We start from the raw sequence: 19,434 nt of genomic DNA on the forward strand, positions 1-19,434 counted from the left end.
CGAAGGCCCCGATCTTGCGCCCCTACGAAAAGGACCCCGCCGCGATCTACGCGCAGAGCTTTGCCGCCGTCCGGGCCGAGGCCCGCCTCGACCGGTTCGACGACGGCATGGCGCGGATGGCGGTGCGGCTGATCCACGCCTGCGGCATGGTCGAGATCGCGGACCGGCTGGCCTTCTCGCCGCTGGCCTTCGACGCCGGGCGGGTCGCGCTGCAATCCGGCGCGCCGGTGATCTGCGACTGCGAGATGGCGGCGGCCGGGGTGATCCGGCGCTATCTTCCGGCGGGCAACCAGGTGATCGTCACGCTGAACGATGCGCGCGTGCCGGCCATCGCGGCGGGGATCGGCAACACCCGCTCGGCGGCGGCGGTGGAGCTCTGGCCCGACCATCTGGAGGGCGCGGTGGTGGCGATCGGCAATGCGCCGACGGCGCTCTTCCACCTGCTGGAACTGCTCGACCAGGGCGCGCCGAAACCGGCGGTGATCCTGGGCTTCCCGGTCGGCTTCGTCGGCGCGGCCGAGAGCAAGGCGGAGCTGGCGGCCAACCCGCGCGGCTGCGATTTCGTGGCGCTGCGCGGACGGCGGGGCGGATCGGCGCTCGCCTCGGCGGCGGTGAACGCGCTGGCGGCGGGACTGCCGGAGGAGGACAGATGAGCGAACATCCCTGGCTGCATATCGTCGGCATCGGCGAGGAGGGCATGGACGGGCTGCTGCCCGCCACCCGCGCGGTGCTGGAGGCGGCGGAGGTGGTGATCGGCGGCGACCGCCATCACAGGCTGTCCGAGAGCGTGACCGCCGAGCGCATCGCCTGGCCGCATCCCTTCGATGCGCTGATCGACGTGCTGGAGGGGCTGAAGGGCCGCCGGGTCGTGGTGCTGGCCACCGGCGATCCGCTCTGGTTCTCGGTGGGCGCGCGGATCGGGCGGGCGATCCCGCCGGCCGAGATCGTCTATCATCCCCAGCTGTCGGCGTTCCAGCTGGCCTCGGTCCGGATGGGCTGGTCGATGGCCGACCTCGAGACGCTGACGGTGCATGGCCGCCCGGTCGAGCAGATGATCGCCTTCATCCAGCCCGAGGCGCGGCTTCTGATCCTGACCACCGGGGCCGAGACGCCGGGGCAGATCGCGCGGTTCCTGACCGAACGCGGCTTCGGCGCGTCGCCGATGACCGTGCTGGCCAGCATGGGCGGGGCGGAGGAGCAACGCTTCGACGGCGTCGCCGGGAGCTGGGACCACGTGGTGCCCGCCTTCAACACGCTGGCGGTCGAGTGCCGGGCGGCGCCCGACGCGGCGCTCCTGCCGCGGGTGCCGGGGCTGGCGGACGATCTGTTCCAGAGCGACGGGACGATGACCAAGCGCGAGGTGCGGGCGGCGACGCTGGCCAAGCTGATGCCGATGCGCGGCGCGCTGCTCTGGGACATCGGGACCGGGTCGGGATCGGTCGCGGTCGAATGGATGCGGGCGGCGCGCTATGCGCGGGCCGTGGGGATCGAGCCGCGCGCCGACCGGCGGGCGATGGCGGCGGCCAACGCGCTGGCGCTGGGCGCACCCCGGCTGGAGCTGGTCGATGGCCGGGTGCCCGAGGCGCTGGCGGGGCTGGAGGCACCCGATGCGGTTTTCATCGGCGGCGGGCTGTCGCGGGCGGTCTTCGTCGCGGCCTGGGCGGCACTGCGGCCGCTGGGCCGGCTGGTCGCCAATGCCGTCACGCTGGAGAGCGAGGCGGTGCTGGCCGAGCTGCACGCGGAATTCGGCGGCGAGCTGGTGCGGATCGCGGTGCAGAAGGCCGAGGCGGTCGGGCCCTATCGCGGCTGGCGCGCGGCGATGCCGGTGACGCAATGGTCGCTGGTGAAGCGGTGAGGGGCGTGGCGGCCTCGGGCCAGGGTGCGGGCGGTGAGTGCGGGAGCCTCCGGCGGAAGGTGAGGGGCGGAATCGAAACCGTCCGGTGGACGGTTTCAGCCCCGAACGGGCGGAGCCCAAGGCAAGATGAAGCTCGGGGTACGGCTGGATGACCGGCGGCGTGCTCTACGGCGTGGGGCTGGGGCCGGGCGATCCCGAGCTGATGACGTTGAAGGCGGCACGGCTGATCGGGGCGGCGGAGGTCGTGGCCTATCCGGCGCTGGCGGGGGCGGCGAGTTTCGCGCGCTCGATCGCGGCGGGTGTGATCCGGGCGGGCGTCGAGGAGATCGTGATGGACGTGCCGATGACGCAGGCGCGCGGCCCGGCGCAGGCGGCCTATGACGCGGGCGCGGCGCGGATCGCCGAGGCGCTGGAGGGCGGGCGCGACGTGGTCTGCCTCTGCGAGGGGGACCCGTTCTTCTACGGCTCGTTCATGTATCTCTTTGCCCGGCTCTCGGGGCGGTTCCGGGTCGAGGTGGTTCCGGGCGTGACCTCGGTCAGCGCGGGGGCGGCGCGGGCGGGGCGGCCACTGGTCGCGCGGAACGAGCGGCTGGAGGTGCTGCCGGGGACGCTGCCGGAGGTGGAGCTGGCCGCGCGGATCGGCGCGGCCGAGGCGGTGGCAATCCTCAAGGTCGGGCGGCACCTGCAAAAGATCCGGGGCGTGATCGCGGCGCTCGGGCTGGAGGATCGCGCGGTCTATGTCGAACGCGCGACCCTGGCCGAGGAGGTGATCGCGCCGCTGGCCGAGGCGCCGGAGGCGGCGCCCTATTTCTCGATGATCCTGCTGACGAAAGGGGGCGATCCATGGCTCTGAGCCCGGTGGTGATGGCGGTGTCCGCAAGCGGCGCCCCGGTGGCGCGGCGGGTGGCCGACGCGCTTGGCGTGCCGATGTTCGGGCGCGCGGGGCGCGTGGCGGGGGCGGACGAGACATTCGACGACGCGCTGGTCTTTGCGCGCGAGATGTTCGCGGCGGGGCGGCCGGTGGTCGGTGTCTGCGCCAGCGGCATCCTGATCCGGGCGGTGGCGCCGATGCTGGCCGACAAGCGGGCGGAGCCGCCGGTGGTCGCGGTCAGCGACGACGGGGCCGTGGTGGTGCCGCTCCTTGGCGGGCACCGGGGCGCGAACCGGCTGGCGCAGCGGATCGCGGCGGCGCTGGAGGGCGTGGCGGCGGTGACCACGGCGGGCGAGGTGTCGCTGGGCCTGTCGCTGGACGAGCCGCCAGAGGGCTGGGTTCTGGGCACGCCGGATCTGGCCAAGGACGCCATGGCGCGGCTGCTGGCGGGGGCCGGGGCGGACGTGCGCGGGGAAGCGGCCTGGCTGGACGGGCTGGCGCGCGGCACGGGCGCCGGGGCGGTGCGGATCGACGTGACCGATGCGCCGGCGGAGGCCGGGGTGCTGACGTTCCATCCGCAGGCCTATGCCCTGGGGGTGGGGTGTTCGCGGGATTGCCCGCCGGAGGAACTGGCCGGGTTGGTGCGCGCGGTGCTGGACGAGGCGGGGGTGGCGCCGGGGGCGCTGCGGGGCGTGTTCTCGATCGACGTGAAGGCGGACGAGGGGGCGGTGAACAAGTTGGCGCGGGAGCTGGGGCTGCCGCTGCGGGTGTTCACGGCGGAAGAACTGGAGGCCGAGGCCGGGCGGCTGGCGACCCCGTCGGAGGTGGTCTTTGCCGAGGTCGGCTGCCACGGCGTCGCGGAGGGCGCGGCGCTGGCGGGCGCGGGGGCCGAGGCGGTGCTGGTAGTGACCAAGCGCAAGACGGCCAACGCCACCTGCGCGCTGGCGCGGGCGCCGGGGGTGATCGCCGAATTGCGCGGGCGGCCGCGCGGGCGGCTGTCGGTCGTGGGGATCGGGCCCGGGCAGGCGGCCTGGCGCACGCCCGAGGTGTCGCGGCTGGTCAGCGAGGCCGAGGAGCTGGTGGGCTACGGGCTTTACATCGATCTGCTGGGGCCGCTGGCCCTGGGCAAGGCGCGGTCGGATTTCCCGCTGGGGGGCGAGGAGGCGCGCTGCCGCTACGCGCTGGAACGGGCGGGCGAGGGGCGCGACGTGGCGCTGGTCTGTTCGGGCGACGCGGGGATCTACGCCATGGGGGCGCTGGTGTTCGAGCTGCTCGACCGGGATGCGGACGCGGGCGGCGTGAGCCAGGCGGCGCGCCGGGTCGAGGTGGTCTGTTCGCCGGGGGTGAGCGCGCTGCAGGGCGCGGCGGCCCGGGCAGGCGCGCCGCTGGGGCATGATTTCTGCGCCATCTCGCTGAGCGATCTGCTGACGCCGCGGGCGGATATCCTGCGGCGGCTCCATGCGGCGGCGGAGGGGGATTTCGTCATCGCCTTCTACAACCCGGTCAGCAAGACCCGGCGCACCCTGCTGGCCGAGGCGCGGGACATCCTGCTGCAGCACCGGCCGGCGGACACGCCGGTGATGCTGGCCTCGAACCTCGGGCGGGTCGAGGAGCAGGTGCGGTATCGCCGTCTCGACCAACTGGAGGTGGACGAGGTCGACATGCTGACGGTCGTGCTGGTCGGCTCGTCGAATTCCCGGCTGGCGAAGCTGGGCGAGGGGCCGCGGATGTACACCCCGCGCGGCTATGCGCGGCGGATCGACGGGGACCTGTCGGGCAAGGCGGTGTCGGAATGAGCCTGCGGCAGGAGAACCGTCGGCCCCCATCCTGGCCTTCCCCCGATCCGGGGGAAGGGACCCCGTGGCGGGCCGACCCCGGAACAGGGGCGGAGGTCCGCGTGGCGGCGGTCGGGATGTTTGCCGAGAGGCGGTTCAGGGGCAGGTCTGCCCTGAACGCGCCAGATCGAGTGTGGTGCGAGTCGCGCCCGCCTCAAGGACAAGCCGCGGCAGGGCCGCGGTGGCCTGCGGCCATCCTTGACCCGGGCCCGACTCGCGGCGGGGAGTGCGTGGAATGACGGTGTTTTTCGTGGGGGCCGGGCCGGGCGATCCGGAGCTGTTGACGCTGAAGGCGCAGCGGGTGATCGGAAGCTGCCCGGTCTGCCTATATGCCGGGTCGCTGGTGCCGCCCGAGGTCGTCGCCTGTGCGCCCGAGGGCGCGCGGGTGATGGACACCGCGCCCATGACGCTGGAGGAGACCCATGCCGAGATCGTCGCGGCGCATGCGCGGGGCGAGGATGTCGCACGGGTGCATTCGGGGGATCCGTCGCTCTACGGGGCGATCGCCGAGCAGATCCGGCTGCTGCGCCGGGACGGCATCGCCTACGAGATCGTGCCGGGGGTGCCGGCCTATGCCGCCGCCGCCGCCGCACTGGGACAGGAGCTGACGATCCCCGAGATCGCGCAATCCATCGTGCTGACGCGGGTGTCGATGAAATCGACGTCGATGCCACCGGGCGAGACGCTGGAGAACTTCGCCCGCACCGGGGCGACGCTGGCGATCCATCTCGGCGTGCGGAACCTGCGCGAGATCGAGCGCCAGCTGGCACCGCATTACGGGGCGGATTGCCCGGTGGTGGTCGCCTACCGCGTTGGCTGGCCGGACCAGATACTGATCCGGGGCACGCTGTCGGACATCCATGCCAGGGTGCGGGCCGAGAAGATCACCCGCACGGCGCTGATCCTGGTCGGTCCGGCGCTTGGCGAGGTGGCGGATTTCCGCGACTCGGCGCTTTACGATGCCGCGATCCCGCATGTCCTGCGGCCCCGGGTGCGGGGTTAGCGCGAACACTCTGTTACAGGACTTTTTCTTGACGCGAGCGGGGGTTGCGCAGATCTTGGTCGCCGAAGCCGGACGAGTCGGGACCATGACAACCTATCTGACCAAAGAGCTGATCGAGGGCATCGCGGCGGCGCAGAAGCTGTCGCGGTCGCGCAAGCGCAATCGCCTGCGGGTGCGCGTCGGGGACGAGGTCGTGCCCGTGCTGCAGCTGTGGGAAACCGGCTTTGCGGTCGAGACCGCGGCGGCGCCGCGGCTGCGCGGGCTGGTCGACATCTACGACGGCAGCCGCCACCTGTTCCAGTGCCTGATCGTCGCCTCGGAGGACGAGGCGGGCGAGATGCGCTACGAGTTCAAGCGCGCCACCGCCGCGATGGACCGTCCGCCGCTGGATTTCGTCCGCGGCGAGGACCAGCCGATCGGCCTGATCCCGCGCTTCTGACCCGGCGCCGCCGGAGCTGCGGCGCGGCCTGGCCGGAAGGGTGGCGGTCATAATTGTTATGATGGATAACAATTCTTGACAGCGGCCCCCGCCCTGCGCCATTCTGCCCCCTGATAGCGACCCCCGGCCGGTGAGGAGACCAGCCGCAGAAGGGACCTCGCATCACATGGGAGGAAAGACATGACACGAATGACACCCCTGTTTCGGGGCGTGGCCGCCGGTGCGGTTGCAGCCCTGCTGGGATCGGCGGCCTGGGCCCAGGACGTCACGCTGAAGATGCACCAGTTCCTGCCGGGGCAGGCCGTGGTGCCGACCCAGGTGCTGGACGTCTGGGCCGACCGCGTGCAGGAGCAGAGCGACGGCCGCATCAAGGTCGACCACTACCCGGCGATGCAGCTTGGCGGCAAGCCGCCCGAACTGGTCGACCAGGTGATCGACGGCGTGGCCGACGTGATCTGGACGGTGACCGGCTATACCCCGGGCCGCTTCCCGCGGTCGGAGGCCTTTGAGCAGCCGTTCACGATGACCAATGCCGAGGACACCAGCCGCGCCTACTGGGAGTATGTCGAGAAGAACATGCTCGACCAGGACTTCAAGGACATGCACATCATCGCGGTCTGGGTGCACGGACCGGGGCTGATCCATTCCAAGGAGCCGGTGAGCTCGGTCGGGGACCTGAACGGCGTCAAGCTGCGGGCCCCGACGCGGGTGACCAACAAGCTTTTCACCGATCTCGGCGCGACGCCGGTCGGCATGCCGGTTCCGGCAGTGCCCGAGGCGCTGTCGAAGGGCGTGATCGACGCCACGGTGATCCCGTGGGAGGTGACGACCGCCCTGAAGGTGTCCGAGCTGGTCGGCAACCACACCGAGTTCGGCGACAACTCGCTGTATACCACGACCTTCATCTTCGCGATGAACAAGGACAAGTACGAGAGCCTGCCGGACGACCTGAAGGCGGTGATCGACGCCAACTCGGGCGCCGAGTTCTCGGCCTTCGCGGGCAAGGTGATGCAGGATGCCGACGCGCCGGCGCGCAAGATCGCGGTGGACCGGGGCAACACCATCATCGAGCTCTCGGAAGAGCAGGTGCAGGAGTGGAAGGACGCCGCCGCCGGGGTCGAGACCTGGTGGGTCGAGGAACAGACCGCGGCCGGCCTGAACGCGCAGGAGCTTCTGGACGAGGCCAAGGCGCTGATCAAGGCCCACTCGGAATGACCCAATCGGACGGCGCCCGACCGGCGCCGTCCGCCCTTGAAGGGATGTGAACCTTGCAACGTTTTGCCTTTGGGCTGGCCCGTTTCATGGCGGTGCTGGGCGGGATCGTCCTGACCGCGCTGATCCTGCTGACCTGCGTGTCTGTGCTGGGCCGGTCGATCAACACGATCCTGCATTTCGACTGGCTGACCGCGGCCTCGGCCGGGGCGACCAAGCTGCTGCTGGACACCGGCGTCGGCCCGGTGCCGGGTGACTTCGAACTGGTCGAGGCCGGCGTCGCCTTTGCCATCGCGGCCTTCCTGCCGCTCTGCCAGATCACCGGCGGCCATGCGACGGTCGACATCTTCACCGCCTACCTGCCAGAGCGCGCCAACCGCTTTCTCGTCGCGCTGTGGGAGGTGGTCTTTGCCCTTGTCCTGATCCTGCTGACCTGGCGGATCTACGAGGGCATGGTGTCGAAGCTGCGCTATGGCGAAACGACGATGCTGCTGCAGTTCCCGATCTGGTGGGCCTATGCCGGGTGCTTCCTGGGCACGGCGGCGGCGGCGCTGGTGTCGGTCTATGTCGCCTGCGTGCGGGTGGCGGAACTGCTGACCGGGCGGGTGATCCTGCGGGCCGAGGGGGCGGGACATTGACGAGTTTCGAGATTGGGCTCTGGTCGTTTCCGGCCCTGCTTTTCCTGATCTTCCTGCGGATACCGATCGGGCTGGCGATGTTCGCCGTCGGCCTTGTCGGGCTGAACCTGGTGACCGACGGCAACACCGTCGCGCTGGCCAAGCTGAAATCCGAGACCTATTCGACCTTTTCCAGCTACTCGCTGTCGATCGTGCCGATGTTCCTGCTGATGGGCCAGTTCGCGACCCTGGGCGGCATGAGCCAGGCGCTGTTCAAGGCGGCCGAAAGCTGGCTGGGGCACCGCAAGGGCGGGGTCGCCATGGCGGCGGTCGGGGCCTGCGCGGGTTTCGGCGCGATCTGCGGATCGTCGCTGGCCACCGCCGCGACGATGAGCCAGGTCGCCCTGCCGGAACTGCGCCGCTACGGCTATTCCGGCGGCTTCTCGACCGCGACGCTGGCCGCGGGCGGCACGCTGGGGATCCTGATCCCGCCGTCCGTGATCCTGGTGATCTATGCCATCCTGACCGAGCAGAACATCGCCAAGCTGTTCCTTGCCGCGTTCATTCCCGGCATCCTTGCCGCCATCGGCTACATGATCACCATCTCGATCTACGTCCGGCTCAATCCCAAGAGCGCGGGCACCCGTCCGCCGGTGCCGATGGCCGAGCGCTGGCGCGCGCTGGTCGACGTCTGGCCGGTGATGCTGGTGTTCTTCGCCGTGGTCGGCGGCATCTACCTGGGCTGGTTCACCCCGACCGAGGGCGCCGCGGTCGGTGCGCTCGGCACCGGGCTGATCGCGCTCTTCAACGGCGGGCTGCGCGGGCGCGCCTGGCTCGACAGCTTCTACGCGACGGCCAAGAGCACGGCGATGATCTTTTTCATCGTGCTGGGGGCGGGGTTCTACAACTCGTTCCTCGCGCTCACCCAGGTCCCGCAGGAGCTGAGCCGCTGGGTGGTCGAACAGGGTTTCAGCGCATGGACCGTGATGATGATCATCCTGGTGCTCTACCTCGTCTTCGGCTGCCTGATGGACAGCCTGTCGATGATCCTGCTGACGATCCCGATCTTCTTCCCGATCGTGTCGTCGATGGATTTCGGCATGAGCGCCGAGGAGTTCGCGATCTGGTTCGGCATCATCGTGCTGATCGTGGTCGAGGTCGGGTTGATCACGCCGCCGGTGGGGATGAACCTCTTCGTCATCAACTCGATGGACCGCGAGACGCCGATCTCGAAAACCTACGGCGCCGTCATGTATTTCGTCGGGTCGGATATCGTCCGGGTGGGGCTGTTGCTGCTGTTCCCGGGCATCACGCTGGGGCTGCTGCGCCTCTTCCACTGAGGGGGAGCGGCCGGCGCCGGGATCGGCGCGCATTGATAGTTATGACCCATAGCATTCGGGTCGGAAAAGGAGGAGTGGACATGGACATCAACGGGATCACCGCGATCGTGACCGGCGCGGGCAGCGGCCTGGGCGCGGCGACGGCGCGGCACCTCGCCAGCCTCGGCGCCAAGGTCGGCGTGCTGGACTACAACGGCGACGGCGCCAAGGCCGTGGCGGACGAGATCGGCGGGCTGGCGCTGCCGTGCAACGTCGCGGACGAGGCGCAGGTGGCCGAGGCCTTCGAAAAGCTGCAGGCGTGGTCCGGGTCGGCGCCGCGCGTCGCGGTCAACTGCGCCGGGGTCGGCACCGCCGCGCGGGTGGTGAACCGCGAGGGCGAGCTGGCCATCGACAAGTTCCGCCGCACCATCGAGGTCAACCTGATCGGCACCTTCATCGTGCTGTCCCACGCCTGCAAGGCGATGGCCGGTAACGAACCCGAGGGGCGCGACGGCGAGCGCGGGGTGATCATCAACACCGCGTCGGTCGCGTTCCAGGACGGGCAGATCGGCCAGGCGGCCTATGGTGCGTCCAAGGGCGGCGTGGCGTCCCTGTCGCTGCCCGTCGCGCGCGAGATGGCGCGGATCGGCGTGCGGGTGATGGCGATCGCGCCGGGCATGTTCCAGACCGCGATGGTCGACGGCCTGCCCGAAGAGGTCCAGCGGACGATCGAGGCGACGATCCCGTTCCCGTCGCGTTTCGGCGATCCCGAGGATTACGCGCTGATGGTGGAATCCATCGTGCGCAACAAGATGCTGAACGGCTCGACCATCCGCCTCGACGGCGCGGTCCGGCTGCCCCCGCGCTGAGGAGTGACCATGTCGGACGACGTGCTGAACATCGAGATACGGGACCGTATCGCCATCCTGACGATGAACCGTCCGGACAAGCGGAACGCGATGAGCGACGGGCTGCTCTCGGCCCTCGACGGGTTCTTCTCGAACCCGCCCGAGGGGGTGAAATGCGTCGTCCTGACCGGGACGGCGGGGCACTATTGCTCGGGTCTCGACCTGAGCGAACACGTGGCCCGCGACGCCGAGGGCACGCTGCGCCATTCGCGCGGCTGGCACGGCGTGATGGACCGGATCCAGTTTTCCGGCCTGCCGGTGGTGAGCGCCATGTTCGGCGCGGTCATCGGCGGCGGGCTGGAGCTGGCCACGGCCACCCATGTGCGGATCGCCGAACCTTCGGTGATCTTCCAGCTGCCCGAGGGGCGGCGGGGGATCTACGTGGGCGGCGGCGCCTCGGTCCGGGTCGGGCGGATCCTGGGCGCTGACCGGATGACCGAGATGATGCTGACCGGGCGCAAATACGGCGCCGAGGAGGGGCTGCGGCTGGGGCTTTGCCACTACGCGGTCGGGGAGGGCGAGGCGATGGACCTTGCGCTCGAGCTCGCGGGGAAGATCGCCGACAACGCCTCGCTCTCGAACTACATCATGATCCACGCGATCTCGCGTATCGACGACATGAGCCGGGCGGACGGGCTTTTCACGGAAAGCCTGTCGGCGGCCATCGCCCAGACCAGCGCGGACGCGGCCGAGGGGCTGAACGCCTTTCTCGAGAAGCGCCAGCCGAGGTTCCGCTAGATGTCGCGCCCCAGCCTCGACGCCATCGAGACCCCGACGCTGCCGCATGTGCCCGACCGGCACCTGCGCGAGCTGATCGGTTATTCGATGAAGCGCGCCTATTACACGCTGCAGAGCGACGCGGCGCGGGTGCTCGAGGGGCTGGGGCTGCGGATTTCGACCTATTCGGCGCTGAGCATCATCTGCGACACGCCGGACCTGCGCCAGTCACAGCTGGCCGAGGCGCTGTCGATGGAGCGGTCGAACACCGTGGTGCTGGTCGACACGCTGGAGAAGGCCAAGCTGATCGCGCGCCTCAGGGTGCCGACCGATCGGCGGTCCTACGCGTTGCGGCCGACGCCCGCGGGCGAGGCGCTCTGTGCCCGCGCCACGGCGGCGCTGCACGCGCACGAGGACCGGCTGCTTGGCGGGCTGGCGCCCGAGGAACGCGCGGAGCTGATGCGGCTGCTGCGCAAGATCGACGGATCGGGAGGAGAGACCGATGACAGGTGAGACACGCGCGGGCCTGGCCCCGCAGCGCGCGCTGGTCGAGGCGCGGGCCGACGGCACGCTAATCCTGACCTCGCCCCGGGAGCTGGGGCCGGTGGCCGACACCTCGGGCGACTGGCTGGACCGCTGGGCTGCCGAGACGCCCGAGGCCGTGTTCCTCGCGGAACGCGCGGCCGATGGCTGGCGCGAGGTGACATACGGCGCCGCACGGGACATGGTGCGCAGCCTTGCCGGCTGGATGCTGGCGCAGGGGATGCGGCCCGGCGACACGGTGGCGATCCTGTCGGGCAACGGCGTGGATCACGGGCTTCTGGCGCTCGCCGCGCAGTATGTCGGGATGGTCTCGGCCGCGGTAGCGGAACAGTACACGCTGATCCCCGGCGCGCATGACCGGCTGGCGCATGTGCTTGAGCTGGTGCAGCCGAAGCTGCTGTTCGTGGACGATGCCAAGCGGTACGGCGAGGGGCTCATGCTGGCCGCGGCGCGGGACGTGCCGGTGCTGGCGGGCCGTGTCGACGGCGCGCTGCGGGCGGTGACCGCGATCGCCGAGGCCTATGCCAGCGACGACGCCGGGGTCGATGCGGCGCATGCGGCGGTCACGCCGGATACGCTGGCGAAGGTTCTGTTCACCTCGGGCTCCACCAGCCACCCCAAGGGGGTGCAGACGACGCACCGGATGCTCTGTGTGAACCAGGCGCAGCTGGTGTCGGCCTTTCCCTTCATGCAGGAGGTTCCGCCGCGCATCCTTGACTGGCTGCCGTGGAACCACGTCTTTGGCGGGTCACACAACTTCAACATGATGCTCTCGAACGGCGGCGCGCTCTACATCGACGACGGCAAGCCGACCGAGGCGCTGTTCCCGCGCACGCTGGAGAACATGCGGATGCTGACCGGCACGCTCGCCTTCAACGTGCCGATTGGCTACGCCCGCGTATGGGAGGCGCTGAAGGCCGATCCCGAGCTGCGGCGCGACTACTTCGACGGGCTAGGCTTCTGCTTCTACGCCGGTGCCTCGCTGCCGCAGGAAATCTGGACCGGGCTGGAAGAGATGGCGCAGGCCGAGACGGGCCGCGAGCTGTTGATGGTGTCGTCCTGGGGCATGACCGAAACCGCGCCCGCCTGCCTGCTGGTGCACGAGCCGGTGGCGGAATCGGGCATCGTCGGCGTGCCGGTGCCGGGGGTCCGGATCAAGCTGATCCCCGAGGACGGCGACCGGTTCGAGCTGCGCGTGGCCGGGCCGAACGTGATGCCGGGCTATTATCGCGACGCGGCCAAGACCGCCGAGAGCTTTGACGGCGAGGGCTTCCTGATCACCGGCGACGCGGTGAAGTTCGTCGACCGGGCCGACCCGGATCGTGGGCTGCGGTTCGACGGCCGGATCTCGGACGATTTCAAGCTGACCTCGGGCACCTGGGTGCGCTGCGCCAACGTGCGCGGCGCGTTGCTGACCGCGCTCGAGGGGCTGGCGGCGGATGCGGTGATAACCGGGCATGACCGGGCCGAGGTGGGCGTGCTGATCGTGCCCGCCACACCGCTGGGCGGGGCCGAGGGCGAGGTCGGCGCGGATGCCGCGCTGCTGGACACCATCCGGGACCGCATGGCGGCGCTGGCCGATGCCGCGACCGGGTCGTCGACCCGGATCAGCCGCGCGCTGGTCCTGGCCGAACCGCCGTCGATCGCGGATCACGAGATCACGGCCAAGGGCAACCTGAATTACCGCAAGGTCCTGACCCGCCGCGCCGCGCTGGTCGAGCGCCTGTATGCCGCCGACGGGACCGACCCGGCGGTCATCATCGTCTGAGGAGAGAGACATGGTCGACATCACCAAGGTCCGCGCGATCGATATCCATACGCATGCGGAAGAGCCCTGCGGCTGCCATTCCGACGATGGCTACGACGACCTGCAGAGCACCATGGCGAAGTACTTCGGTGCGCCGTGGAGCCACCCGCCGACGATCCCGCAGACCGCGGCGCATTACCGCGAGCAGAACGTGGCCGCGGTGATCTTCCCGGTCGATGCGGAGCGCGAGACTGGCTATCGCCGTTACAAGAACGAGGAGGTGGCGGAGCTGGCCGCCGAGAACTCCGACATCCTGATCCCCTTTGCCTCGATCGACCCGTGGAAGGGCAAGATGGGCGTGCGCGAGGCGCGGCGGCTGATCCGCGATTTCGGCATCAAGGGGTTCAAGTTCCACCCGACGATGCAGGGATTCTGGCCGAACGACCGGATGGCCTATCCGCTCTACGAGGCGCTGGAGGAGGAGGGCTGCATCGCGCTCTTCCATACGGGACAGACTGGTGTGGGATCCGGCATGCCCGGCGGCAACGGGATGCGGCTGAAGTATTCCAACCCGATGGTGATCGACGACGTGGCGGTGGATTTCCCCGACCTCAAGATCATCCTCGCCCACCCGTCCTTTCCCTGGCAGGAAGAGGCGCTGTCGGTCGCCCAGCATAAGCCCAATGTCTACATCGACCTGTCGGGCTGGTCGCCGAAGTACTTCCCGCCGATCCTCGTGCGCTACTGCAACTCGATCCTGAAGAAGAAGATGCTGTTCGGGTCGGACTGGCCGATGATCTCGCCCGAGCGCTGGATGGCGGATTTCGAGAAGATCGACATCAAGGAAGAGGTCCGGCCCGACATCCTCAAGAACAACGCGGCGCGGCTGTTGGGGTTGGGGTGATCCGAAAGCGCTCCGGGGGCAGGCCCCCGGACCGCCACGCGTGCCAAGCGGCCTAGACCGCCCGCAGCCCGAGGATCTCGCGCGCCTGTGTGGCCGTGGCCACCGGGCGCTCGTTCTTCTCGCAGATCTCCACCACCCGCTTGACCAGCGCGGCGTTCGACGGCGCGAGGGTGGACTTGTCGAGGCGGATGTTGTCCTCGAGCCCGCAGCGGGCGTGGCCGCCGGCGGGGACGGTCCATTCGTTGACGATCAGCTGCCCCGGCCCGATCCCGGCGGCGCACCATTCGCTGTCGGGCAGGATGCGCTTCACCGTCTCGATGAAGAAATCGAAGCTGGGCTTGTCCACCGGCATGGCGTTCTTCACGCCCATGACGAACTGGACGTAGGGGCTGTCCACCAAGCGCCCGTCGGCGAACATCTTCGCGGCCTGGTGGATGTGCGAGAGGTCGAAGCATTCGACCTCGGGGCGGATGTGGTAGGTCCGCATCTCGCCCGCCAGCCAGTCGACGAGGTCGGGCGGATTTTCATACACCCGCGTCGGGAAGTTGTTCGACCCGACCGAGAGCGACGCCATGTCGGGCCCCAGCGGCAGGGCACCGCCGCGCGCCTGCCCGGCGCCGGAGCGGCCGCCGGTGGAGAACTGGATGATCATGCCGGGGCAGTGTGTCTCAAGCCCCTCCTTCAGCCGCGCGAACCTCTCCGGGTCCGAGGACGGCGTGCCGTCGTCGTTGCGGACATGGGCGTGGCAGATGGTGGCCCCGGCCTCGAACGCCTCGTGCGTGCTTTCGACCTGTTCGGCGACGGTGATCGGGACGGCGGGGTTGTCGGCCTTCGTCGGCACGGAGCCGGTGATGGCGACGCAGATGATGCAGGGCTTTTCCATGCTCACCTTGTCGGGCGGAAGTGCCGCCAAGTCAACGGATCAGGCGTCTAGGCGGCGCGCCTCGTCCACCAGCATGATCGGGATGCCGTTGCGGATCGGGTAGGCGAGGCCGGCGGTGTCGCTGATCAGCTCGTTCGCCTCGGCGTCGTAGCGCAGGGTGGCATGGGTCTCGGGGCAAACCAGCGCCTCGAGCATGCGGCGGTCGAAGGCGGGCTCGGCCTCGGGCACCGGGGCCTGGGGAACGGGGGGCTGGGGAACGTCGGTCATTGCATGATTTCCTTACCTTTGCCGCCGCGCAGCGTGTACTCGATGAGCGTCACCAGCGTTTCGCGCCGGGTGGTGAGCGATGGCGCCTCGAGGAGGGCCTGCTTGTCCTCGGGTTCGAACCGCAGCAGCATCGAGAGCGAGTTGATCAGCAGCTCGTCGTCGGCCTCTTTCAGCGTGTCCCAGTCGGTGTCGAGCTGGCGTTCCGTGAAGTATCGCGACAGCAGGTCGAAGAACCCGTCGCGGTCGAGCGCGCGGTCGTGATCGGCCGGGCCGAGGTCCCGGTCGAAGCCGGTCCAGTCGACCTCGCACCGGCGGTAGGGGGTGAAGCCCTCGAGCTCGGTCCGGATGCGGTAGCGCGAGATCCCCGAGAGGGTGATCATGTAGCGCCCGTCCTCGGTTTCCGAGAACTGGGTCAGCCGCCCGGCGCAGCCGATGGTGTTCAGCCGCGTGGTGCCGTCGGGCTGTTCATAGGGCTGGATCATGCCGATCAGGCGGTGCGAGGTCTTGAGCGTGTCGTCGAGCATGGCGAGGTAGCGCGGCTCGAACAGGTGGAGCGGCAACCGCGCCCTCGGCAACAGGAGCGCCCCGGAAGGGGGAAGACCGGGATCACGTCGGGCAGGTCGGCCGCTTTCATCATGCACCAGACTTAGCGTGTCGCAAGCCTCAGGCAAATATCATGGAGCTCAGTTTCCGGCGTCCGTTCAGGACGATGGGATCGTTCGCCTTGAGCGCGTCGAAGATGGTGAAGAGCTGTGCGCGCGCGGCGCCGTCGTTCCAGTCGCGGTCGCGGCGGAAAAGGTCGAGGAGCTGGTCCACCGCCTCTTGCACGTCGCCCTGCGCATGCAGCGCCTGCGCGAGGTCGAAGCGGGCCTGCAGGTCGGCCGGATCGGCCTCGACCCGGGCGCGCAATTCGTCCACCGGGCCGGCACCTGCGGCCTGTTTCCTGAGCTCGAGCTGGGCGTGGGCGGCTTCGAGTTCGGCGGTCTGGGAGATCTCGGCCGGGGCGCCGTTCAGGATCGCCTCGGCCTGGGCCAGGTCGTCGAGCGCGATGTAGCTGCGCACGAGGCCACCGTAGGCGGCGGCGTGGTTCGGCTCTTCCTGCAGGATCGCGGCAAAGGTCTGGGCGGCGTCGGCAGCCGCGCCTTCTGCCAGCATCTCTTCGGCCGCGGCGACCGCGTCGTCGAGCCCGCCCGAGGCGTCACCGCCGGCGGCCTCGATCGCGCGCTTGATGAAGGCGTCGATCTCGGACTGCGGCACGGCGCCCTGGAAGAGGTCCACGGGGCGGCCCTTGACGAAGGCGACGACGGTCGGGATCGACTGCAGGGGCAGGCCCTGCTGGGCCAGCGCCTGCGCCAGCCGCTGGTTCTGGTCGACGTCGATCTTGGCCATCTTCACGGCGCCCTTGGCCTTGGTCACCGCCTGTTCGAGCATCGGGCCCAGCGTCTTGCAGGGGCCGCACCATGTCGCCCAGAAGTCGACGATGACCGGCACCTCCATCGAGCCATCGACCACCTCGGCCATGAAGGTCTCTTCGGTGACGTCCTTGATCAGGTCGCCGGATTGCTGGGGCTGCGTCTGTCCGCCAAGTTCGATCATCGCTGCCATTCCTGTGCTGTGTGCTTCGGTTGGCCCATATATGGACGCCGCGCGGCAGAGTTCCAAGCCCGTCTTGCGGGGAAGCGCCCCTCGCGTGACATCGGATCGTGCCTATGTACTGTCGTGGGGAGCGGACCGCGCCGTGGGGCGTGACAGAGAGACAGGACGGTTACATGCCCGGAAACCGATACTACAGCGGACCCGTCAGCGACCATTTCGACGGGGAGCGGTTCCATTCGCCCGGTCAGCCGGGGACCGACAGGTCATTTGCCGACCTGCGGCGCTGGCGGCGCGAGGGGCAGCGGGCGGCCTGGCCCGCGCATGTGCCCGTGACCCCGGCCGTCCCGCCCGCGCGCAGCGTGGTGCCGCGGCTGACGATGGTGGGCCATGCGTCGGTGCTGATTCAGGTCGCGGGGCTGAACCTGCTGACCGACCCGGTCTGGTCCGACCGCGCCAGCCCTGTCAGTTTCGCAGGGCCGAAACGGGTCACCGCGCCGGGGATCGCGTTTGCGCAACTGCCGCCGATCGATGCCGTGCTGCTGAGCCACAACCACTACGACCACCTCGACGTGGCCACGCTGCGGCGGCTGAAGGCGGGGCACGATCCGCTGATGGTCATGCCGCTCGGCACCGATGCGACGGTACGCCGGTCGGTCAGGGGCGCGCGGGTCGCTGTCGGCGACTGGCACGACCGGATCGAGCTGGGGGAGGGCGTGTCGGTCTGCCTGACACCCGCCAACCACTGGTCCTCGCGCGGGCTGCGGGACCGGCGGATGGCGCTCTGGTGCGGGTACTGGATCGACAGCCCGGCGGGGCGCATCTGGTTCGCGGGGGACACCGGCTATGGCGATGGGGCGGTGTTCCGCGGCATCCGCGCCCGGCACGGCGCGCCCGAGATCGCGCTGATCCCGATCGGCGCCTACGAGCCGCGCTGGTTCATGGGCGCCCAGCACGTCGCGCCCGAGGATTCGGTGCGCATCCTGCACGACATCGGGGCTGAGCGGGCGCTCGGCTTTCACTGGGGCACCTTCCAGCTGACCGACGAGCCGCGCGAGGAACCGGTGGAGCTGTTGCAGGCCACGCTCGACCGCGAGGGCATTGCGCGGGAACGCTTTACCGCCTTTGCGCCGGGCGATGTGCACGTCGGTCGGGTGGCCGATGCCCGGCGCGAGGCGGCGGGGGACTGACACGCGTCGGGGCACGGCACCGGAGGTCGGGATGAAGATCATCAAGGGCATGGAGCGGTCGATGGGCCTCGACCAGGCGGGGTGGGACCGCCATGCCAACCCGTTGAGCGTCTGGACCCGTTACACCGTGCTGCCGCTCTTCGTGCTTGCCGTCTGGAGCCGGGTCTGGCTGGGCTGGTGGTGCCTGCTGCCGCTGGCGCTCGTCGCGGTCTGGGCGCGGGTGAACCCGCACCTCTTCGCGCCGCCCGCCACGACCCGGTCCTGGGCATCGCGGGCGGTGATGGGGGAACGGGTCTGGCTGAACCGCGACACTGTGCCGATCCTGGCCGATCACGCGGCCTGGGCTGTCCGGCTCTCGGTGCTGAACGGCTGCGGGCTGGTGCCGCTGGCCTGGGGGCTCTGGGCCCTCGACCCCGGCTGGACGGCCTGCGGGGTGGCGGTGATCATGATCGGGAAGAGCTGGTTCCTCGACCGGATGGTCCGGCTCTTTGACGACATGGCGGACCACCCCGCCTACGCGGGCTGGCTGCGCTAGAGGTCGAAGGTCGCGAAGACCGGCGCGTGGTCGGACGGCTGTTCCCAGCCCCGCGCGGTGCGCAGGATGCGGCTGGAATGCGCGGCGTTCGAGATGTCGGGCGTGGCCCAGATGTGATCGAGGCGGCGGCCCTTGTCGGCGGCGTCCCAGTCGGGCGAGCGGTAGGACCACCAGGAATAGAGGTTGCCCTCGGGCAGGTCCTGCCGGGTGATGTCGACCCACTTGCCGGCGTCCTGCGTCTGGCCGAGGTGCTCGACCTCGACGGGGGTGTGGCTGACGATCTTGAGCAGCTGCTTGTGGTTCCAGACGTCATCCTCGCGCGGGGCGATGTTCAGGTCGCCGACGAGGATCGCGCGTTCGGGGCGTTCGGCATGGAACCAGTCGCGCATCTCGGTCAGGTAGTCGAGCTTCTGGCCGAACTTCACGTTCTTCTCGCGGTCCGGGATGTCGCCGCCGGCGGGGACGTAGAAGTTGTGGATCACGGTCCCGTCCTCGAGCCGTCCGGCGATGTGGCGGGCGTGGCCGAGGGCGGCGAAGTCCTTGTCGCCGGCATCCTCGATCGGCAGCTTCGACAGGATGGCGACGCCGTTGTAGCCCTTCTGCCCGCGCGCGAGCATGTAGCGGTAGCCAAGTGCCTCGAACACGGCAAAGGGGATCTTGTCGACCGGGCTCTTGCATTCCTGCAGGCAGAGGACGTCGGGCGTCTCTTCGGTCATCAGCCTCGAGACCAGCGCCTCGCGCAGGCGGACGGAGTTGATGTTCCAGGTGGCGAGGGTGAAGGGCATCTGCGGCTCCGCGGGCTGAGGGACGGGATGGCGCAGGGGTCCATCCTCGGCGCCGCCATGTCAAGCCCGCGGGGGTCGGCGCGGCGGATTGCGCAGAAACCGGATCGGGCAAGATGTTGCGTCCGGGCGTCAGCTTTGCACCAAAGACGGGGGACGGGTTGGAGGATGCCGCGGCTTGGGTCAACCTTGGCGTGCGTTTTTTGCGAGTAAG

General features: G+C 69.7%; 20 protein-coding genes and 1 pseudogene. 16 read left to right on the plus strand and 5 right to left on the minus strand.

Features of this window, described 5'->3' with window-relative positions; genetic code table 11:
• Window positions 1–14 precede the first annotated feature (14 nt).
• The 14 genes from ACE2AC_RS18180 to ACE2AC_RS18245 all read left to right on the plus strand — a co-directional run bounded on the left by ACE2AC_RS18180 (window position 15) and on the right by ACE2AC_RS18245 (window position 13,970).
• Window positions 15–653 carry a precorrin-8X methylmutase gene (locus tag ACE2AC_RS18180; RefSeq protein WP_375688944.1) on the plus strand — a complete coding sequence of 213 codons (639 nt, stop codon included), beginning with the start codon at window positions 15–17 and terminating at the stop codon, window positions 651–653.
• Window positions 650–1,855, plus strand: coding sequence for a precorrin-6y C5,15-methyltransferase (decarboxylating) subunit CbiE (gene cbiE, locus ACE2AC_RS18185; protein ID WP_375688946.1), 1,206 nt, complete (start codon window positions 650–652; stop codon window positions 1,853–1,855). The genes ACE2AC_RS18180 and cbiE overlap by 4 nt, the downstream gene beginning before the upstream one ends.
• Window positions 1,856–2,003: 148 nt before the next feature.
• Entirely contained in the window at window positions 2,004–2,708 is a 705-nt protein-coding gene (cobI, locus tag ACE2AC_RS18190; protein WP_375688948.1) for a precorrin-2 C(20)-methyltransferase, read from the plus strand.
• Window positions 2,699–4,522 (plus strand): precorrin-3B C(17)-methyltransferase, encoded by a 1,824-nt coding sequence (cobJ, locus tag ACE2AC_RS18195; protein WP_375688950.1) that lies wholly within the window; start codon window positions 2,699–2,701, stop codon window positions 4,520–4,522. Before cobI ends, cobJ begins: the two co-directional genes overlap by 10 nt.
• Window positions 4,523–4,796: 274 nt before the next feature.
• On the plus strand, window positions 4,797–5,564 hold the full coding sequence (gene cobM, locus ACE2AC_RS18200; RefSeq protein ID WP_375688952.1) for a precorrin-4 C(11)-methyltransferase: 768 nt from the start codon (window positions 4,797–4,799) through the stop codon (window positions 5,562–5,564).
• Window positions 5,565–5,649: 85 nt separating this feature from the next.
• Window positions 5,650–6,003: a hypothetical protein gene (locus ACE2AC_RS18205; protein WP_375688953.1), complete on the plus strand. Its 354-nt coding sequence runs from the start codon at window positions 5,650–5,652 to the stop codon at window positions 6,001–6,003.
• A 180-nt stretch (window positions 6,004–6,183) separates the two neighbouring features.
• Window positions 6,184–7,218 (plus strand): TRAP transporter substrate-binding protein, encoded by a 1,035-nt coding sequence (locus ACE2AC_RS18210; protein ID WP_375688955.1) that lies wholly within the window; start codon window positions 6,184–6,186, stop codon window positions 7,216–7,218.
• A 53-nt stretch (window positions 7,219–7,271) separates the two neighbouring features.
• The gene (locus ACE2AC_RS18215; protein WP_375688956.1) at window positions 7,272–7,853 is read left to right on the plus strand and encodes a TRAP transporter small permease; all 582 of its coding nucleotides are present in this window, start codon (window positions 7,272–7,274) and stop codon (window positions 7,851–7,853) included.
• Window positions 7,850–9,172 (plus strand): TRAP transporter large permease, encoded by a 1,323-nt coding sequence (locus ACE2AC_RS18220; protein ID WP_375688958.1) that lies wholly within the window; start codon window positions 7,850–7,852, stop codon window positions 9,170–9,172. The genes ACE2AC_RS18215 and ACE2AC_RS18220 overlap by 4 nt, the downstream gene beginning before the upstream one ends.
• Window positions 9,173–9,252: 80 nt before the next feature.
• On the plus strand, window positions 9,253–10,020 hold the full coding sequence (locus tag ACE2AC_RS18225) for an SDR family NAD(P)-dependent oxidoreductase (RefSeq protein WP_375688959.1): 768 nt from the start codon (window positions 9,253–9,255) through the stop codon (window positions 10,018–10,020).
• Window positions 10,021–10,029: 9 nt separating this feature from the next.
• A complete protein-coding gene (locus ACE2AC_RS18230) occupies window positions 10,030–10,797 on the plus strand; it encodes a crotonase/enoyl-CoA hydratase family protein (RefSeq protein WP_375688961.1) in 768 nt (255 codons plus the stop codon).
• Window positions 10,798–11,289: a MarR family winged helix-turn-helix transcriptional regulator gene (locus ACE2AC_RS18235; protein WP_375688963.1), complete on the plus strand. Its 492-nt coding sequence runs from the start codon at window positions 10,798–10,800 to the stop codon at window positions 11,287–11,289.
• On the plus strand, window positions 11,279–13,087 hold the full coding sequence (locus ACE2AC_RS18240; protein WP_375688964.1) for a feruloyl-CoA synthase: 1,809 nt from the start codon (window positions 11,279–11,281) through the stop codon (window positions 13,085–13,087). Before ACE2AC_RS18235 ends, ACE2AC_RS18240 begins: the two co-directional genes overlap by 11 nt.
• A 10-nt stretch (window positions 13,088–13,097) precedes the next feature.
• Complete coding sequence (locus tag ACE2AC_RS18245) at window positions 13,098–13,970, plus strand: amidohydrolase family protein (RefSeq protein ID WP_375688965.1); 873 nt, start codon at window positions 13,098–13,100, stop codon at window positions 13,968–13,970.
• A gap of 52 nt (window positions 13,971–14,022) precedes the next feature.
• Here the strand turns inward: ACE2AC_RS18245 and ACE2AC_RS18250 are convergent, their stop codons facing one another.
• The 4 genes and pseudogenes from ACE2AC_RS18250 to ACE2AC_RS18265 form a co-directional block, all read right to left on the minus strand.
• Complete coding sequence (locus ACE2AC_RS18250) at window positions 14,023–14,853, minus strand: 3-keto-5-aminohexanoate cleavage protein (RefSeq protein ID WP_375688967.1); 831 nt, start codon at window positions 14,851–14,853, stop codon at window positions 14,023–14,025.
• A 39-nt stretch (window positions 14,854–14,892) separates the two neighbouring features.
• Window positions 14,893–15,120: a Trm112 family protein gene (locus ACE2AC_RS18255; protein ID WP_375688969.1), complete on the minus strand. Its 228-nt coding sequence runs from the start codon at window positions 15,118–15,120 to the stop codon at window positions 14,893–14,895.
• Window positions 15,117–15,757 (minus strand): annotated as a pseudogene (locus tag ACE2AC_RS18260) (LON peptidase substrate-binding domain-containing protein). The gene ACE2AC_RS18255 and the pseudogene ACE2AC_RS18260 overlap by 4 nt, the downstream one beginning before the upstream one ends.
• A gap of 26 nt (window positions 15,758–15,783) precedes the next feature.
• Window positions 15,784–16,716 carry a tetratricopeptide repeat protein gene (locus tag ACE2AC_RS18265; protein ID WP_375688971.1) on the minus strand — a complete coding sequence of 311 codons (933 nt, stop codon included), beginning with the start codon at window positions 16,714–16,716 and terminating at the stop codon, window positions 15,784–15,786.
• A gap of 173 nt (window positions 16,717–16,889) precedes the next feature.
• Here ACE2AC_RS18265 and ACE2AC_RS18270 point away from each other — a divergent pair, with 173 nt between their 5' ends.
• Both ACE2AC_RS18270 and ACE2AC_RS18275 read left to right on the plus strand, forming a co-directional pair.
• A complete protein-coding gene (locus ACE2AC_RS18270; protein ID WP_375688973.1) occupies window positions 16,890–17,903 on the plus strand; it encodes an MBL fold metallo-hydrolase in 1,014 nt (337 codons plus the stop codon).
• Window positions 17,904–17,934: 31 nt separating this feature from the next.
• Window positions 17,935–18,438: a DUF6653 family protein gene (locus ACE2AC_RS18275; RefSeq protein ID WP_375688975.1), complete on the plus strand. Its 504-nt coding sequence runs from the start codon at window positions 17,935–17,937 to the stop codon at window positions 18,436–18,438.
• On the opposite strand, the gene ACE2AC_RS18280 is transcribed toward ACE2AC_RS18275, so the two are convergent.
• Window positions 18,435–19,223, minus strand: coding sequence for an exodeoxyribonuclease III (locus tag ACE2AC_RS18280; RefSeq protein ID WP_375688977.1), 789 nt, complete (start codon window positions 19,221–19,223; stop codon window positions 18,435–18,437). The genes ACE2AC_RS18275 and ACE2AC_RS18280 overlap by 4 nt on opposite strands.
• Between the last annotated feature and the right edge of the window lie 211 nt (window positions 19,224–19,434).

Source organism: Pseudooceanicola sp. LIPI14-2-Ac024 (assembly GCF_042188925.1).
Classification (GTDB): Bacteria; Pseudomonadota; Alphaproteobacteria; order Rhodobacterales; family Rhodobacteraceae; genus Pseudooceanicola.

Coding starts and splice junctions, on each gene's coding strand:
- cobM (WP_375688952.1), top strand. CDS start 4,797: ATGACGGTGTTTTTCGTGGGGGCCGGGCCGGGCGATCCGGAGCTGTTG.
- ACE2AC_RS18275 (WP_375688975.1), top strand. CDS start 17,935: ATGAAGATCATCAAGGGCATGGAGCGGTCGATGGGCCTCGACCAGGCG.
- cobI (WP_375688948.1), top strand. CDS start 2,004: ATGACCGGCGGCGTGCTCTACGGCGTGGGGCTGGGGCCGGGCGATCCC.
- ACE2AC_RS18255 (WP_375688969.1), bottom strand. CDS start 15,120: ATGACCGACGTTCCCCAGCCCCCCGTTCCCCAGGCCCCGGTGCCCGAG.
- ACE2AC_RS18280 (WP_375688977.1), bottom strand. CDS start 19,223: ATGCCCTTCACCCTCGCCACCTGGAACATCAACTCCGTCCGCCTGCGC.
- cobJ (WP_375688950.1), top strand. CDS start 2,699: ATGGCTCTGAGCCCGGTGGTGATGGCGGTGTCCGCAAGCGGCGCCCCG.
- ACE2AC_RS18235 (WP_375688963.1), top strand. CDS start 10,798: ATGTCGCGCCCCAGCCTCGACGCCATCGAGACCCCGACGCTGCCGCAT.
- ACE2AC_RS18270 (WP_375688973.1), top strand. CDS start 16,890: ATGCCCGGAAACCGATACTACAGCGGACCCGTCAGCGACCATTTCGAC.
- ACE2AC_RS18265 (WP_375688971.1), bottom strand. CDS start 16,716: ATGATCGAACTTGGCGGACAGACGCAGCCCCAGCAATCCGGCGACCTG.
- ACE2AC_RS18210 (WP_375688955.1), top strand. CDS start 6,184: ATGACACGAATGACACCCCTGTTTCGGGGCGTGGCCGCCGGTGCGGTT.
- ACE2AC_RS18250 (WP_375688967.1), bottom strand. CDS start 14,853: ATGGAAAAGCCCTGCATCATCTGCGTCGCCATCACCGGCTCCGTGCCG.
- ACE2AC_RS18205 (WP_375688953.1), top strand. CDS start 5,650: ATGACAACCTATCTGACCAAAGAGCTGATCGAGGGCATCGCGGCGGCG.
- ACE2AC_RS18230 (WP_375688961.1), top strand. CDS start 10,030: ATGTCGGACGACGTGCTGAACATCGAGATACGGGACCGTATCGCCATC.
- ACE2AC_RS18245 (WP_375688965.1), top strand. CDS start 13,098: ATGGTCGACATCACCAAGGTCCGCGCGATCGATATCCATACGCATGCG.
- ACE2AC_RS18240 (WP_375688964.1), top strand. CDS start 11,279: ATGACAGGTGAGACACGCGCGGGCCTGGCCCCGCAGCGCGCGCTGGTC.
- ACE2AC_RS18225 (WP_375688959.1), top strand. CDS start 9,253: ATGGACATCAACGGGATCACCGCGATCGTGACCGGCGCGGGCAGCGGC.
- cbiE (WP_375688946.1), top strand. CDS start 650: ATGAGCGAACATCCCTGGCTGCATATCGTCGGCATCGGCGAGGAGGGC.